Below are 15809 nucleotides of genomic sequence, written 5' to 3' on the forward strand. Positions count from 1 at the left end.
AACTAAACGGTTATATTAAATTCTTTCAAAGCCGCGTCAAGCACAGCCAAGAACGTTTTTTCGACCATCGGACAACCAGGCACGGAAGCATCGACGGTAACCACGTCGGCGATCTTCAATACCTTGGGCAGGTATTTGAACTTATCCAAGATGGGCTGGATTTCAGCTTTACGTAATTCGTCAAAATCATTGCGCTGTGATGAAGGCAGGCCGATGCAGGCACAGGCGCCAATCACCACCACTTTCTTTGATTTCGCTCGGATCTCTTTGACTTTGGCCACGTGCTCGTCGGATGTTAAAGCACCCTCAATAAAGGCCACATCCAGCTCATCGAGGACGTTATGACTTTGTAAAACGCGGGCATGTCGGATATCGAGTACTTTTTTCCAAGTTTCCCAATGATCGTTCATCAATTCGGTAAAGACAATCGTGCTGTCTTCACAGCAGCTGAACGAAAACCAGCCGATGCGGAGTTTTTTAGTTGGTGTGGGTGTGCTTGCCATAAAGATATTTTATCATATTTAAAGATAATTGTCCCATTTTGTCATTCTGAATTAGACGCTAATGTGGTATACTGCCATTATGAAGATATATTTTGCCGGGTCGATCAGAAGCGGGCGGCGGGATCAGCCTTATCAAAAAAGCATAATTGAAATACTTCAAAAATATGGTCAAGTGCTGACCGTGCATATTGGCCGTGCCGATCTGCCGCAATGGGGTGAAAGCGGAATCACCGATCGGCAAATTTATCGGCGCGACAAAGCCTGGTTGACCTCGGCTTCGGTTTTAGTAGCTGAAATAAGCACGCCCAGTATTGGAGTTGGTTTCGAGATTGGTCTGGCTCAAAGTCGGAAAATACCAATTCTATGTCTCTATCGCAGTCGGCCCGGAAAACGGCTGACGCCAATGGTAGCCGGCAATCCTTCGGTGGTTGTGAAAAAATATTGGCGCAAGAACGATCTACCCGCTATTATTGATCAATTCGTAAAACGCAGTTTTCCTATAGCCAAAAGATAATACATTCTAAGTATGAAGAATCCCTGGAAGACAATCAAATCGCGGGTAGCATATAAAAATCCCTGGATGACCATTCGACATGATGACGTGATCCGGCCCGATGGGAAAAAGGGCATTTATGGAGTCGTAGTGAAACGCGATTTTGTTTTAATAATCCCGGTTTATCAGCAGAAGCTATATTTGGTAAATATATTTCGCTACCCTGTCCAAACTGAGTCATGGGAATTTCCCGAAGGCGATTGGGAGCCAAATGAGACGCATCGAGCCGGTGCGCGACGTGAATTGTTGGAAGAAACCGGCTTCAAGCCGGGTAAGTTTATCCATTTGGCCCATTTGTGGTTAGCGGTGGGTTTCTGCAATCAAGGATTTAACGTTTATCTGGCAGATGAATGCCGTAGAGTCTCAGACTTCACCGACACCGACATCACGAGAATGAAGGGTTTTACTCTAGTACAGCTTGAAAAAATGATTCAGCGCGGAAAAATCAAAGACAGCCCGACGATTACGGCGGTGTATTTGTATAAGAAGTATTTGAAACAGTAAATATATACAATGAACAAACCTACCGCAACCTTAAAGCCTATTAATCAAGTGCCCAAACCGCCCAAATTGCGGGCGGGTGACTATATCGCCACACTCTCACTAGTCGCCTTCGGAATTGGGCTAATTTCGTTCATAATTCGGGTTTGGTTTGAAATGAGCAATGGATGCGGATCGATGTTTGATGTCTCAGGAAGGTGCCCCGAGAAGCTATTCAATATATTTTTTATATTGAACTATGTTATGTTATTTATCGCTGGGGTGCTTGGTTTTATTGGAATGTTTGTATCGACAAAAAAGACTCTTGTTGTGACTATGACAATATTATCAACTGCTATTTTATTATTATCCATCATGTTATTTTTTGTGGGTGGTTAATTTCGAATGCGTGGAAACATGATTAAAGCTATCATCTTCGATCTCGACGACACGTTGGTCAATACCTGGCCATGGCACCGTCAGGCGATGGATGCGGCGTTGAAGCCGTACAATGTTCAGCTGGCCGATTTAGAGCCTTCCAAGCTTCATAATATAGTCGGACGGCGTACCCGGGATGCTTTCGAATTTATTCGCCACGATTTAGGTGTCTCTGCTCCTCGGTCTGTTTTAGAGGATGCACGTCGAACGGTGTTTGAGGCCTTGCGCGAATCGGGTCAGACATTGTTACCCGGAACCCTGGAGTTACTGGAACGTCTAAAGGCGGCAAGTTTGCGACTGGTGGTTGTTTCATCGGGAAAAGAGCCATATGTTCTGTCCGTTCTGGAAAAGTGGCAGATAAAACAATACTTTGATGACATTATTGGCGGTGACGAGGTTACCAAAGGCAAGCCGGATCCCGAGCCATATTTGAATGCTCTAAAATACTTACAGTTACCGGCGTCAGATTGTGTGGTGATTGAAGACTCTCAATCCGGTATTGAATCGGCTAAGTCGGCCGGGTGTTATTGCGTCGCTGTGCGTAATTCCAATATACCGCCACAAGACTATGCAAAGGCGGACGGTGTAGTTGATGCGTTGATAAACATTAGTATCGATACGTTACAAAAACTTCAAAATAAGTAAACTTTTTGTCACTTTTCTTTTCGAAAGATAAGTGACAGAAAAGAAAGGCCGCCCTGTCGAAAACATGGGCAGCCCAGCACCGAAACTGGTACTGGGCGCCACAAGTTTTCTCAATGGGCGGATTTTCAGAAGGTTTAAGACTGGTGGGTATCAACTAAGCAGTTTTATCATATAGGTATCTTCCATCCGGTAACCCAATTTACGGTAATAAGCCCGTACCCCGATACCGGAGATGACGGCTAGTTTATTATATCCGTTAAGTTTGGCCACACGTTCCGCCTCAAGCATTAGTCGTCTGCCAAATCCAAGGTGTTGTACGGCGGTACCTTTGCCTTTCAGCGGTATAAGCTGACCATAGGTGTGGAGTTCGCGAATGAGGGCGGCGCCTTTGAGTGAGGGAAATAATTTTCGGAGGCGAGGCTGCCTGCCCGCCGAAGCTTTGTCGCAGGCGGGGCCAACCTCGCCCACGGAGGTATTGGGTAAGCGCAATCGGCAAAACGCATAGAGCTTGGCTCTGGTTTTATCTTCAAAAGTAATAAACAGCTCACGCCCACCATTGGTTTGATATTCTTCGGTCCAAAGTTTTACTTGATGAGCCCTAACCACACTATTACGCGCTTCGCGGCATCGGATGCACTGGCAAACGACGCCACGCTCCTGTAGCATTTGTCGCAAGTTGGTAGCCAAGCTGCCAGCCTCGATTTCGTTACCGGGAATATCGCGCACCAGGCGTTCAATGCGCACCCAGCGCGGAACACGTTTCTTCAGTTCGGGGATTAGCTTGAGCAATTGCGCGGCTGTATAAGGTTTGTACTTACCGGATTTCCACCATTGGTACAGCGCGGATGATTTTATTACCAGGGTGGGATAAAGTTTGATGAAATCGGGTTTCAAGCCCGGGTGGCCAAAAACGGTGTCAAAATCCTCGATGTCTTTTTTGAAATTACTGCCAGGCAAACCCGGCATCAGGTGATAATTAATTTTGAACCCGGCATCTTTGAGCAGTCTGGTAGCCGTCATCACGTCTTCGATGGTGTGTCCACGGCGAATTAATTTCAGTACATCGTTGTGAGTCGATTGGACGCCCAGCTGAACACGGGTAACGCCGAGATCGCGCAATCGTCTTACTTCCACTGGCGTAACCCAGTCCGGGCGGGTTTCTAGGGTCAGCCCGATGACGCGGTTTGACGTACGCTCGTTCCATTTTTGCGCCAAAGACAACGTTGAAGCCGTACGTCCATTGGCCGCATCAAAACACCGTTTGATAAACCAGGTTTGGTAACGTTTTGGGTAAGCCGACCAAGTGCCGCCAAGCACGATTAGTTCAATTTTATCGGTCGGGTGGCCATTGGTCTGCAGCATGGCAATCCGGCCGGCTACTTGGCGGTAAGGATCGAATTTATAACCCAGCGCACGCTGGGCGGCCGGTTCGGAAGCGAGATAGCTTTTGGGCATTCTAGCCTCGGTGGGGCAATAGACGCAAGCACCGGGACAGCTGTGTGGTTTTGTTAATACCGTAACCACCGCTACACCAGATAGCGTTCGGATTTTACGCCGGCGTAATAAGTCTAGCAAGTTCGAATTCATGACCCGATTTGGCCTGGTTAACCATTGCCGATATGCCCGTAAAAGTGTATTATTAGATAAGATACCGATCCGGTATTGACGTGCGATTCGGCGTTTAAAATCGGTCAATTCATCAACGGTCGTGATCGATTGACCAGCCAATTCCTTGACGATAGATTGTAGCTCAATATGCGACATGCTTTTGCTCAAACAGTACTTCGTAAGGTCCGCAGCGATTACCAGCTGATCGCTCAGGATTATTCGGCCAGCCGGAGTAATATCTGGCCCGAGTTCCACGATTTTCTGACCCGGGTCAAATCGGGCGACAAGGTATTGGACATCGGATGCGGTAATGGAAGATTAACGAAGATATTCGAAGGTGTAAAGGTGGACTACACCGGATTGGATGTCAGCTCTCGGATATTGGAGCAGGGACAGCGTCTCTTTCCGCAGTATCATTTCGCCCAAGGGGACATTCTTAATATACCATTTCCCAAGCAGACATTTGATTGCGTTTTCTGTGTCGCGGTATTGCATCATATTCCTTCCAAAGAATTGCGGCGCTTGGCGGTATCAAACATGTACGATGTTCTTAAGCCCGGCGGTTGGTTACTGATTAATGTCTGGAATCTTTGGCGACAGCCGCACATAGGGAGAATCCGGCGCAACAACTGGAAACACTTTTTCGGCATGAGCCCGTATGATCGCAATGACATATTGGTACCCTGGCGCAGCTCAGGTGTTGAGCAATATTATCATGCTTTTACTGAACACGAACTAAAAAGTTTATTGCAACGTAACGGTTTTCGAATCGAGCACGCTTGGTCCAGTCGCGGTACGGCAGCTCCCGCCGCCAAACAATCAGATAACATAGTGGCAATTGCCCAAAGAATATAAAATGTTAATCAAGGCTGACTTTAGGACGCCAGCCCATTATTAAGTCTCCATATGAATAACAAACTTATGAGAAAAAAACGCTTGCCAATCTGGATTGCTGCCCTATGTCTGGCGCTAACAATCCCGCTATCGTTACACGCTGAAACAGTTTCTTCGGTGATTGCGCAGGATCAAGTGATTGATGATAATTATGTTAAATTTGGCGATACGATCACGATTGATGGGACTATTAATGGTGACGCGTTACTAACCGGCGGTCAGATCATCGTGAACGGTGATATCAAGGGTGATTTAATCGCCCTGGCTAATTCCGTGATGGTCAATGGTACTATTGGTGGCAGTGTGCGGGTTGCGTCAGGTGATATTACGATACGAGGCTCGGTAGCTAAAAATGTAACCGTAGCGGCTAACAACCTGGAGGTGACCAGCAATGGTCAGATTGGCCAAAGTTTGGCCTATGCGGCTGGCGCAGTCAATATAGCTGGGGTGGTAACGGGTAACGTAACCGGACAGTCATTTTCGGCTAACATTGGCGGGCAGGTAGAGCGCGATGTCAATATTACTATTTCCAACGGCGATCTCACAGTCGCGCCTGAAGCGAGCATAAAGGGCAATCTGAGATACGGCAGCAATGCCACCGTTACAGTTGATCCGGCGCGGGTAAGCGGTTCAGTAAGTTACCACAAGACCACTGATCCGGTGACGAGTTTCAAGGACATATTGAAAGTCAGCACACCGCTGGTAACCATATTCAATTATCTGGCATTGCTTTTGGTCGGGTTCGCAACCTTGGCGCTATTCCCACGCGGTTGCGGTCATATATACGATGCTATGTTAACCAAACCAATGGTCAAAATCGGCTGGGGGGTGGTGATATTCATTGGTATGCCGATATTATTGGCAATACTTTTTATCACCGTGGTTGGCATTCCGCTGGCTTTAATAGTTATCGGTTTGTATCTAGTCTTTCTATATACCGCACCGGTATTTGTCGGTCTGGCTATTGGGCAATACTTGTTTAAACTAATACTACCAGCCCGGCCATTATCTCCTGCGATCTGGCTGGTGGTCGGCCTGGCAATATTCACCATGGCCACATGGCTGCCGTTAATCGGTTGGCTGGTCAGTTTGCTGGGTACGATCTGGTTTTTGGGCGGGATTGTATTGCGAAAGATAGCGTCGATGAAAGAGAGCCAGATCGCAGTACCAAAACCTTAGTTGGCATCAAAGTTAAAACATTATTTAAGAGTAAATCACGAAATATGAAAATCAATCCAGAGATGTTTCGAGCCTACGATCTACGCGGCGTGGTAGATACGGACCTGACTCCAGAAATTGTGGAACATATCGGTAAAGCGCACGGCACCTACATGAAACGTAAAGGCATTACTCGGGCAGTGGTAGCGCGAGATTGCCGGGCTACCAGCGAAGCTTATTCCGAAGCATTAATCAGGGGTTATGTTTGGGCGGGAATCGACGTAGTTGACATTAGCATGAACTTGGTTGGTACCTTTTATTGGGCACAGCATTATTTGAATCGGCCCGGCGGGGCGATGGTCACCGCTTCGCACAATCCGGCTCAGTATAATGGTTTCAAATTAGCCATTGGTTTATCGGAAACACTGGTTTCAGACGGCATGAATGAAATACGACGCATGGTCGAAAAGGAGGATTATGAACCGGGCCAGACTCCTGGTCAGTCGGTTAAGCAGGACATCAGCCAGGCATATAACGAAGACATTATTAGGCGCTTGCCGCTACGTCGAAAGTTTAAAATCGTGATCGACTCGAGCTGTTCCACAGCCGGCATCATTGCGCCGGATCTCTTTCGACAAGCCGGTTGCGACGTGATCGAACAGAATACAAACATTGACCCATCGTTTCCGCTTGGTACGCCCGACCCGACCGAGCGAGCCGTGGCAGAACGGCTGAGAGAAGGCGTGCTCAAAGCTGGAGCTGATGTCGGGTTTACCTACGACCCCGATGGGGACCGAATTGGCATCATCGACGATAAAGGAACCATTATCTGGAACGATGTTTTGGTGGCGTTGTTTGCTATTGATGTTTTGAAGGCGCACCCCGGCGCTATAATAATGTTCAATACGCTATGCTCGAAAGTAGTACCGCAAACCATAGCTAAATACGGAGGCCAACCATTTATGTGGCGCACGGGACATTCGTTTTTAAAGAAAAAGAACCAGGAAGTAAAAGCGGCCTTTATCGGCGAATTGTCCGGACACTTCTTTTTCTCGGCTGATTTCTACAATCATGATGATGGCCTCTATTCCAGCATGCGTTTGTTGCATTATTTGGATCAGACCAATCAGAGTTTATCGCAAGCCCTGGCTTCTCTGCCGATATATCAATCCAGCCCGGAGATCAAACTATTCTGCGCCGATGATAAAAAAGTGGCCCTAATGGGGAAAATTGGTTTGATACTGCGCCAGGATTATCCGGACGCCGAAGTGATTGATGACGAACGGGCGGGTGATGGCGTTCGTCTAGACCTGCCCGATAGCATGCTGGTGATTCGTTACTCGCAAAACGGCCCGTATCTGACCATCAAATATGAAGCCAACCAAACCGAACAGTTTGCTAAACTACGTGCTTATCTAAGCAAGCTCTTGCATGGATTTGACGAAATTGATTGGACATCAAAGATCAGCGTCAATCTAGAAGCGCTAAGCTAATCACACATGATTGGCGTATTTGACTCCGGCATCGGGGGGCTGTCGATACTGCGAGAGATTCGAAATCTTGAGTCAGGCATGGACGTGGTTTATTTTGGCGATACCGCGCATGTTCCGTATGGTGATCGATTGGAATTGGAAGTAAAGGAATTAGTGCTAAGGGCGATAAAGCACCTGATGTCTTATCGGCCCGCGGTTGTGGTCATCGCCTGTAACACGGCTACGGCGGTGGCCATAGAAGAATTACGACGAATATATTCCGATACTCCGATAATCGGTGTTGTTCCGGTTTTGAAAACATTGGCCGAACAGACTAGAAACAATCGGGTAGCCGTAGTGGCGACACAACGGACATTATCCTCGCCGATCTATCATGATCTCAAGCAAAAGTTTGCCCCCCATTTGTCGGTATTGGAAATTGCCTGCCCGGATTTGGTGCGCCTGGTGGAAGCGGGGCAAATAACCACGCCCGCGGCGTATTCAGCGATTCGACCCGTGGTCGAAAAAATCATAGAATTTAATGCTGACGCGATAGCCTTGGGTAGCACGCACTTTCCCTGGCTTAGGCCGGTAGTTGAAGAATTACTTCCGGGTGTGCGAGTGCTCGATTCCGGCGCGGCCGTGGCGCGGCATTTAGTTAGAGTATTAAATCAGACTGGCCAGACACAAGAGTTCAGCGGCAATGGAGAGGCTAGATATTTAGTAACGGGCGAAGCAGAGCCATTTTCCGTTATCGCTAGTAAGTTATTGGGTAAAAGGGTTATGGCGCAGAAAACATGCTTATCGGATTAGGCACGATGAGATTTCCGACGCTGCTTCACAAGTAATGAAGCAAAAAGAATGCCCTCGCATGTGCAAGGGCGGTTTGGTCTAGGGCGTGTTCCGTCTGGTCCACGGGGCGGAATCAGGTGCTCTGGGTTCTTTGGATCGCATTCGTCTGATACCCGGTAACACGGTATCGTGCATCAGTATGATAAATATCACTAGCAGAAACAGACAGCCTACCAGGGTGGTCAGCGCGCCGATGATCGACCAGAAGCCGCCCATTTTCACCAGCAACCTGGTTACCATTACTCCGCCGGAGATCAGTAGTGGGGCGCCTACCCCCAGGACACAGTTGGATACCGGATCGATATACCGCTTCATATAACCTCCCAGCTTCACGCTTCCGAAGGACTGGGGCCCGTGAGTTAACCGATAATTATCTTAGGACAATAGGATAATTTATGCAAACTTGCTCAAGAGCGCTTCAATTACCCAAATAGAAAGAGGCGGTTCGGGAACGTTGTCCTGATCCGCCTGTTGATTGGCTGCAGGGCATCGGATAGAAGTACCCTCAACCCTCATTGCCGCCGCGTGCCATACCGCAGTCGCCTTCGTCAACGCGACGGTTCGTCACTCGATCCGTGATAGGCACCACGCGTTGTCGAGGGGTCGTGTCACCACCCTGGTATAGGTGGCCAGTCGTGACACCGCGACGTCTGGCGCCTACGGTGATCTCGCTCCCACCACCGCACCGGCCTTCGCCTTGAACTCCGGAGATCTTGCCCTCATCATCACCCGCTTGACGAAGCCGGGCGACCGCGTCCCGGTCCATGCACATAGTCCCGATCCTCCCATTGGGTCTGCGTATATCAGCCCGAGTCACCGACTTTCGGTGTGGTAAGCAGACTAATTAATTATATCCCGATGATGTGGTACGTCAAATGCCCCCTCAACCACCCCTGCCTACGTATGACTCCGGCAGGCAAGCTCAACTCCCTCCTTGGTAAGGAGGGGAACGGTTCTAACGCGCTTGAATATATTACTATACTAAACCCATTTTTACCTTCACATCGCGTAGAGTCTTTTGGGCAATCGGGCGGGCTCGCTTGGCGCCGTCATCGAGGATCTGCCAGATCTTTTTAGGGCTCTTAGCCAATGCCGCACGCTTAGCCTGAAACGGTTTGAGCGTGCGGATGATGGCTTCGGCCAGAGTCGATTTTAAATCGGAATAGCGGATAGATTTATCGCGATAAGCGGCGTCGAACTTCCGATACTCTTCAGTGGTTCCAAACTCTTTTAGTAATAAAAATAGGTTCTTAATGCCGGGGCTTAATTCACCTTCGTTTGATCCCGTATCAGTCACAGCCTTGCTGACTTTTTCGCGGATGATGGCGGGTGAGTCGGTCAGCGCGATAAAATGTTTCGGCCCCAGTGACTTGCTCATCTTCTTCGATGGGTCGGCCAGCGACATGATACGTTTGGATTCGGACAGCTGACTGGTTGGTTCAATGAATGTCTGGCCAAACTGATGGTTGAATTTTCTGGCAATAACTCTGGCCAGCTCAACGTGCTGCTGTTGGTCTTCACCCACCGGGACAATGTTGGTGTGATAAAGCAGAATGTCGGCGGCCATGAGTACTGGGTAGTTTAATAGTCCGGCGTCAGCTTTATTAAGAGTTTCTTCTTCATATTCTCGAACTATATTGTTCTTTATCTCAGTAAACTCTTTAGAGCGCAATAAGTTACCAGTTTCTGTCTCCCAAATCTTATTATATTCCTTATTATCATTTTCTTTACCAAGGCTCTTGTTTAGATTCATTAATAAGTAGCTTGTGTATTTGTTATATACGGTGTTTCTAAAACCTTTGAGTTGTATTTGAAAGTTTGCGCTAGAATGCAGTTTTTTATCAGGCGATGGATTATAAAAACGAATATCTTTTATGCCACTTTTTTCTTTCCATTGTGTCATTCTACGCAATTCCCCTACGGGCGTAATTGTATTCAACAGCCACGCCAGCTCGGTATGTTCGGGCACGTGTGATTGAACAAACAAAGTCGCTCGCTTCGGATCCAAACCCGCAGCTAGATAATCGAGGGCGGCATTGAGAGTCCGGTTCCGCATATCCTTAGGATCGTATTTGACCGTGATGGCGTGATAATCAACCACGCAGAATAGACAGTCATTGGTAGATTGTAAAGGAATCCATTGTTTAATGGCTCCCAAGTAATTACCGATATGCAGCTGGCCACTGGGCTGGATGCCTGAAAATACTCGTAGTTTCGTATTCATATGAGGCAATTATAGCAGAAATCGTTCAAAATTAAAAATACTAAACAAGGGATACCTCCAACGCTAAGGCGGGTATATCTATGGAAATAACGCGTCGAAATGTTTAAACATGTATACATGAGGGCGCAAAAGAAAATCCCTCGTCAGCGGGGGAGACAAGGGAAGCGCCAGTTGGCTAGGGTGGTGAAGAGCTGGTGCCCACAGTAGTAGACAAGGCCGGCCAGCATAACCAGCATAGCAGTGGTGTAGATGGCGGCGGTTAGCGAAGTGGAAGGCAGACGATGGCGGGCGGGTTTCAAATACATGTCGGTATCCTCCCTTGTGCCAAAAATAACAGATCGGATTAATTGAGCCAATGACACTATAACCAACCCAGCACCATTACGGTGCTGGGTTGGTTTAACTTTTTATTTTCCTTATTGAAGTCCCGGAGCGATCCAGAGACCACCGCGGAACGACTGCGCGAGCGGGAAGAAACTCTTCAGAGCCGTGCCGGCTTGATTGAAAGTGCGCACCTGCGGACCCATACCAGCACCGGGGGCGGTGACAATCTCGGCTAAGCCGTCGCCATTGATGTCCGCCGCGAATACGCTATATCCACCACGGAGAGTCTTGGCATAAGCCATGAATCGTTTTAAGGTTTTCCCGGTGCCACTATACACGGCTACCTCGGGTCCACCCATACTGGCTGGCGCGGTGACGATTTCATCGCTGCCATCGCCATTGGTGTCGCCAACGCTGATATTCACGCCGCCCTTGAAGTTACGGGCGTAGGCATAGAATCTTTTTACCGTACTGCCTGTGCCGGTAAATGCGGCAATCTCGGTGGTACCGCCAGCCGGCTGCGCGATTACGATCTCGGCTTTTCCATCGCCGTTAATGTCGCCGGTTTCAATGTTATAGCCACCGCGGATTCTTTTATCATAAGCCATGAATCGTTTTAAGGTCTTACCGGAGCCGTTGTATACGGCGATCTCCGGCCCACCCTTGCTGGCGGGCACGGTTATGATTTCATCGCTACCGTCGCCATTCACATCGCCAGTGACAACGTTGACACCACCGAGGAATGATTGGGCGTAAGCGTAAAACCGCTTTAACGTTTTACCCGTTCCGTTGTAGATAGCGATTTCCGGTTTTCCGCCGGCCATCAGTGAGGTGATTATTTCAGCCACACCATCGCCGGTGACATCGGCTACATTCAGATTGACGCCGAATCTATAACGCTGGTCGTAGGCGAAGAACTGCTTCTTCAGCTGACCGGACATGGTGAAGATACGGACCTGTGGGCCGGCGCCAGTGCCTGCGGCCACCACAATCTCTGTCTGGCCATCGCCGTCGACATCGCCGGTCACGGCCTGCAGGCTGACGCGCAGACTTTGGGCGTAGGCGAAGAACTTACTGACAACTTTACCCGTTTCGTCGCTGACCACGATTTGGGGGCCACCTTTTGATAACGGGGCCGCTATGATGTTGTAGTCGGCTACTTGTCCGCTGCCGCCGTTGGTACCCGAAGCCAGGGCAAAGTTGGTGAAGTGACTAACCGAGAAGCAAACTGTGTTTGCGGCCGTATCCTGGGTAACACCGTCCGGAAGTTGCCAAACTCCCGAAGTCGTGTTGTAGTATTTAGCTACTACGTCAGCCTCATCGATACCTTGGTCGCGCAACTGTGAATCGTCGTAGGGAATACAGATGGTGACATTGCTGTTGAAACTTTGAATCAAGGCATTGTTCGAATCCATGACCGAAAAGTCCCAGGCGAAATTTACCGGTTTGGTGTCGGGTGTGTAGAAGAGATTGATATTCGGACTGGCGATGAACGTCACGTTTCCGCTCGTAGCCAGCGAATTGGCTGGAATAGTCAGGGTAGTGCCATCGGGGAGCGTGACGCTCTTCTGGGTGGTTGAATCGAACACTTCGGTTAAGCCCTTCGGTAGATCCCAAGCTTGTTTGCTAAGGGTGAAGTTTTGCGTTTGAGTGCCCTTACTGGTGATTGATACGATTTTTTCATCGGAGCGATAGAAGCCGCTCGATGACTGAGAGTCGCAGCCAATGTACCAGGTGCCCAGTGTCAGTGGGATCGAAAAGCCACCGTCGTTTACTTGGCCGCCCGAGAAACCGCCCGCGCCCTTCTGGTTGGATGACGCTTTTGACGCTTCGAAAGCATGGCACCAGCCCATGCGAGGCGATGAGCCATTATCCAATGTTACCGTGCCAGTGACATACGCGTCGGCTTGGCGGTATTGCAGGGTAATGCTAGCCGGAGCGCTCGGAGAAACTTCCACCTCAACCGACTCGGGTGGCATATAGAGATTCTGTCCCGGAAGAGTGCCGGTGCCGCATTGATATTTACCGGCGATCAAAGCCACCTGTGCCGCGCCATTGCGAACCTCGTTGCCCGCCTCGATGGTTTTACCGCCCGCAAAGTCACCCTTCATCTTATCTTCCATGTACATTCTATTTGAACACCAGACATAGCCGAATGGAATTGGATTACCATTAGGATCCAGTACCTGCGCCACTACTTTACTGTCGGCACGATACGCGGTCAATATCTTAGTGATCGTGGCTCCAGTCGGCACATCAAACGGAGCGTCTTGAGAGTTGGTCTGAACGAAATCGCCTCGGTTTCGGAAGAAGAAATTTATCATATACGTTTTGCCGCCCTTGACGCGCAAAGTGTACGAACCATTCGGATTGAGTCGGGTGTTGCTCCACATGCCACCGCCATCCGTGCCGACGTTTACTTCGATATCGGCATTGGTGACGACTTGACCGTTTTGATCTTGCACCCAGCCGGTAATTCGGGCATCCGGCTCAACCAAAGTGAGCGTAACAGCTTTTTCTTCTCCCTGGCCGATCGTAACCTCTACTTCGCTATCGAGCAGGTAGTCGCTTTGATCTTGTGGCGCGTTGAAGCCGACCCGATAAGTCTTACCGCCGACCAAAGCGATGGCGGCGATACCGCGATTGACGCCCGTACCGTACTGATTACCCGGCATCATCTCGACGCCCTTTTCTTGGGCATAGGCGTAACCGTTCATATTGGTGAGGGCGTTACCGTTTCGATCAACCAGGCGGACATTCAATCTGGCATCGGCTTGTTTAACGACAAAGTTAACGCCGGTTATTGTCTGATTGGCGCTGACCTCATACTGCGTCGGGGGTCGATTTTCAGCCATGATATAAGTGGAATTACCACCGCGGTCGAGGTCGCATTGCCAGGATCCGGGAGTAACACCAACCACGAAAACACCGGCGGCGTTACTGGTACCGCGTCCCCATCCGAACGAACCCTGCTGCCAGCAGTTAATGCTAACGCCCGATGCTGGGTTGCCGTTTACTAATGTAACCGTGCCGGTCAGGCTAGCATTTTTTTGGCTAAGATAGATATCACCCACATCCAGGATTTGATTCGCGTTTACCGTGACGGTTGCTTCGGGATAGTACAGCATGGCGTAATCAGGGTTATTCTGATCGAACCATACATTCAGCTTGTATGTTCCATCGGAGACATTGATCGTGAATCGGCCCTCTTGATTCATGCCCGAGCTCATGCCCTGGCCCTGGCCCTGGCGCAATTCGATTGAGCCGTTGGACATTGGCTGCCCGTTGGGTTTCAATATGCGACCCTTGACTTGAGCGTTTGTTTTTACGAGTGAAAAATTAACTACTTTATTTTCAACTACGCTATCATTGCTGAATGATACGCTCTGCATTTGTGGCTGAGCCCAATCGACTAGTCGGGGGCCGTTTTGTCCCCAGCCGGCATTGAGCGATACGTCCCATTCTCCACCATCAAGAGAAATGCTGTAAGTTCCGCCCACTCCGAGAGTAGCGTTTTTACCGTTACCGCCGCCGCGTTTGTTCAAGAATACTTCGCCGCCCGTTGTCACTATTGAACCATCGGTATACCTGGCGGTGCCGGTCAGCATCTTGCTGGCGACGACCAATTGGGCATTGTGCGTCACTGTGGATCCGGCATATGCGATTTCAGCCGAACTGGGGGCGATATAGCCATCGATGTTCGAAACCCAGAAATCGATCATATAAGTTCCATTGCTAACCCCGGTTGAACTAACTGCGTAGAATCCCCAGTCGTCGGTGCTGGAGTTGGTTTGGAACGAGTAGTTTTGGGTGTGAAAGTTGACGCCGGCATTCTGAACCGGGGTGGTGCCATCGGGCAGTTTCAAGGTTCCTTTAACGGCGGGAGTGATAAAATAGAACGGATCGGAGGGTGTTGAGGGGGGATTTTCTCCCATTTCACCTTGAGCGCCGCGACCGGATAAGCGATAAGCGGCAGCTGGTACGGCAGGGTTACCGACATTAGCCAGTACTACTGTGTAAGTGTCAGCGACCAGTCCGGCTGGAACGTTAATGGCGAATCCTTCATCCCATGCACTAAGATCGCCCGGCATATTCTCGAGCGCGTCATTTTTAAAGCTTTGAAGTGTGGCACCGGCTAAATTAATCCGACAATTCAACCAATTGGTGTTGTTTGGGCAGCCGATTGACCGGGAGCCGAACATTAACGATCCATGAATCTCGGCGGCTGTGGTAAACGTGATTGTATATGTAGTTGTTGTCGATGGTGTAGTGCTGCTGGGTGTTACTGCCGAAATTTCAGTAATGATCGCGTCATTTGTGGTAGCAATATGCGTGGCATGATCATTAGCTAGTACCGGCTGGTTAAAGGCAATGATTCCTACCGCAAAAACGGCTACAGAGAGAAGCATTGTCCCTAGCTTAGCGAATAATGTGTGTTTCATTTTTTCTGGTTAATGTATTTAACTACTGATATATAAAAAGACCACAAAAGTGTGGCTATGTTAGGCGAGATTATCGACTGACGGGTGGTATTTTTGTTGATTTCCCATTCCTCCGTGTGATTTGTTTCAGCCCGATCTCAGGCAGCAATAGTATTATACACCTTTTTCAGTAAATAGTCAAATAGGGTGTTGATAAATCAAAACGGACCTTAAGGC

At 49.1% G+C, this 15809-nt stretch carries 15 protein-coding genes; 8 read left to right on the forward strand and 7 right to left on the reverse strand.

Translation table 11 applies throughout. From position 1 onward, the window contains the following. Nucleotides 1-2: 2 nt before the first annotated feature. Complete coding sequence (locus tag WC734_04235; GenBank protein ID MFA6198329.1) at nt 3-503, reverse strand: hypothetical protein; 501 nt, start codon at nt 501-503, stop codon at nt 3-5. 61 nt (nt 504-564) lie between these two features. Between WC734_04235 and WC734_04240 the strand changes: the two genes are divergently transcribed. Genes WC734_04240 through WC734_04255 form a run of 4 tightly spaced genes read left to right on the forward strand, consistent with a single transcriptional unit; the run spans nt 565 to nt 2619 of the window. Further along, nucleotides 565-1017 carry a nucleoside 2-deoxyribosyltransferase gene (locus WC734_04240; GenBank protein ID MFA6198330.1) on the forward strand — a complete coding sequence of 151 codons (453 nt, stop codon included), beginning with the start codon at nt 565-567 and terminating at the stop codon, nt 1015-1017. A gap of 12 nt (nt 1018-1029) precedes the next feature. Continuing rightward, nucleotides 1030-1560 carry an NUDIX hydrolase gene (locus WC734_04245; protein ID MFA6198331.1) on the forward strand — a complete coding sequence of 177 codons (531 nt, stop codon included), beginning with the start codon at nt 1030-1032 and terminating at the stop codon, nt 1558-1560. 9 nt (nt 1561-1569) lie between these two features. Then, a complete protein-coding gene (locus WC734_04250) occupies nt 1570-1935 on the forward strand; it encodes a hypothetical protein (GenBank protein MFA6198332.1) in 366 nt (121 codons plus the stop codon). Nucleotides 1936-1953: 18 nt separating this feature from the next. Then, nucleotides 1954-2619: an HAD family phosphatase gene (locus WC734_04255; protein MFA6198333.1), complete on the forward strand. Its 666-nt coding sequence runs from the start codon at nt 1954-1956 to the stop codon at nt 2617-2619. Between the two features lie 150 nt (nt 2620-2769). Here the strand turns inward: WC734_04255 and WC734_04260 are convergent, their stop codons facing one another. Continuing rightward, nucleotides 2770-4383: a tRNA uridine(34) 5-carboxymethylaminomethyl modification radical SAM/GNAT enzyme Elp3 gene (locus tag WC734_04260; GenBank protein ID MFA6198334.1), complete on the reverse strand. Its 1614-nt coding sequence runs from the start codon at nt 4381-4383 to the stop codon at nt 2770-2772. Here WC734_04260 and WC734_04265 point away from each other — a divergent pair. Genes WC734_04265 through murI form a run of 4 tightly spaced genes read left to right on the forward strand, consistent with a single transcriptional unit; the run spans nt 4375 to nt 8564 of the window. Further along, nucleotides 4375-5082: a class I SAM-dependent methyltransferase gene (locus tag WC734_04265; protein MFA6198335.1), complete on the forward strand. Its 708-nt coding sequence runs from the start codon at nt 4375-4377 to the stop codon at nt 5080-5082. The two genes, WC734_04260 and WC734_04265, sit on opposite strands and share 9 nt — an antisense overlap. A gap of 51 nt (nt 5083-5133) precedes the next feature. Next, nucleotides 5134-6300, forward strand: a complete 1167-nt coding sequence (locus tag WC734_04270; protein ID MFA6198336.1) for a polymer-forming cytoskeletal protein — start codon at nt 5134-5136, stop codon at nt 6298-6300. Nucleotides 6301-6344: 44 nt separating this feature from the next. Further along, on the forward strand, nt 6345-7772 hold the full coding sequence (locus tag WC734_04275) for a phosphomannomutase/phosphoglucomutase (GenBank protein ID MFA6198337.1): 1428 nt from the start codon (nt 6345-6347) through the stop codon (nt 7770-7772). Between the two features lie 6 nt (nt 7773-7778). Continuing rightward, a complete protein-coding gene (gene murI / locus WC734_04280) occupies nt 7779-8564 on the forward strand; it encodes a glutamate racemase (GenBank protein ID MFA6198338.1) in 786 nt (261 codons plus the stop codon). Between the two features lie 78 nt (nt 8565-8642). Here the strand turns inward: murI and WC734_04285 are convergent, their stop codons facing one another. The 5 genes from WC734_04285 to WC734_04305 form a co-directional block, all read right to left on the reverse strand. Continuing rightward, complete coding sequence (locus WC734_04285; GenBank protein ID MFA6198339.1) at nt 8643-8918, reverse strand: hypothetical protein; 276 nt, start codon at nt 8916-8918, stop codon at nt 8643-8645. A gap of 190 nt (nt 8919-9108) precedes the next feature. Then, on the reverse strand, nt 9109-9375 hold the full coding sequence (locus tag WC734_04290) for a hypothetical protein (GenBank protein MFA6198340.1): 267 nt from the start codon (nt 9373-9375) through the stop codon (nt 9109-9111). 204 nt (nt 9376-9579) lie between these two features. Continuing rightward, the gene (gene trpS / locus WC734_04295; GenBank protein MFA6198341.1) at nt 9580-10827 is read right to left on the reverse strand and encodes a tryptophan--tRNA ligase; all 1248 of its coding nucleotides are present in this window, start codon (nt 10825-10827) and stop codon (nt 9580-9582) included. A 143-nt stretch (nt 10828-10970) separates the two neighbouring features. After that, nucleotides 10971-11132, reverse strand: a complete 162-nt coding sequence (locus tag WC734_04300; protein MFA6198342.1) for a hypothetical protein — start codon at nt 11130-11132, stop codon at nt 10971-10973. Nucleotides 11133-11243: 111 nt separating this feature from the next. Further along, on the reverse strand, nt 11244-15593 hold the full coding sequence (locus WC734_04305; protein MFA6198343.1) for an FG-GAP-like repeat-containing protein: 4350 nt from the start codon (nt 15591-15593) through the stop codon (nt 11244-11246). Nucleotides 15594-15809: the final 216 nt, after the last annotated feature.

The organism is Patescibacteria group bacterium (genome assembly GCA_041661625.1).
Taxonomy (GTDB): domain Bacteria; phylum Patescibacteriota; class Patescibacteriia; order JAHIZJ01; family JAHIZJ01; genus JBAZUB01.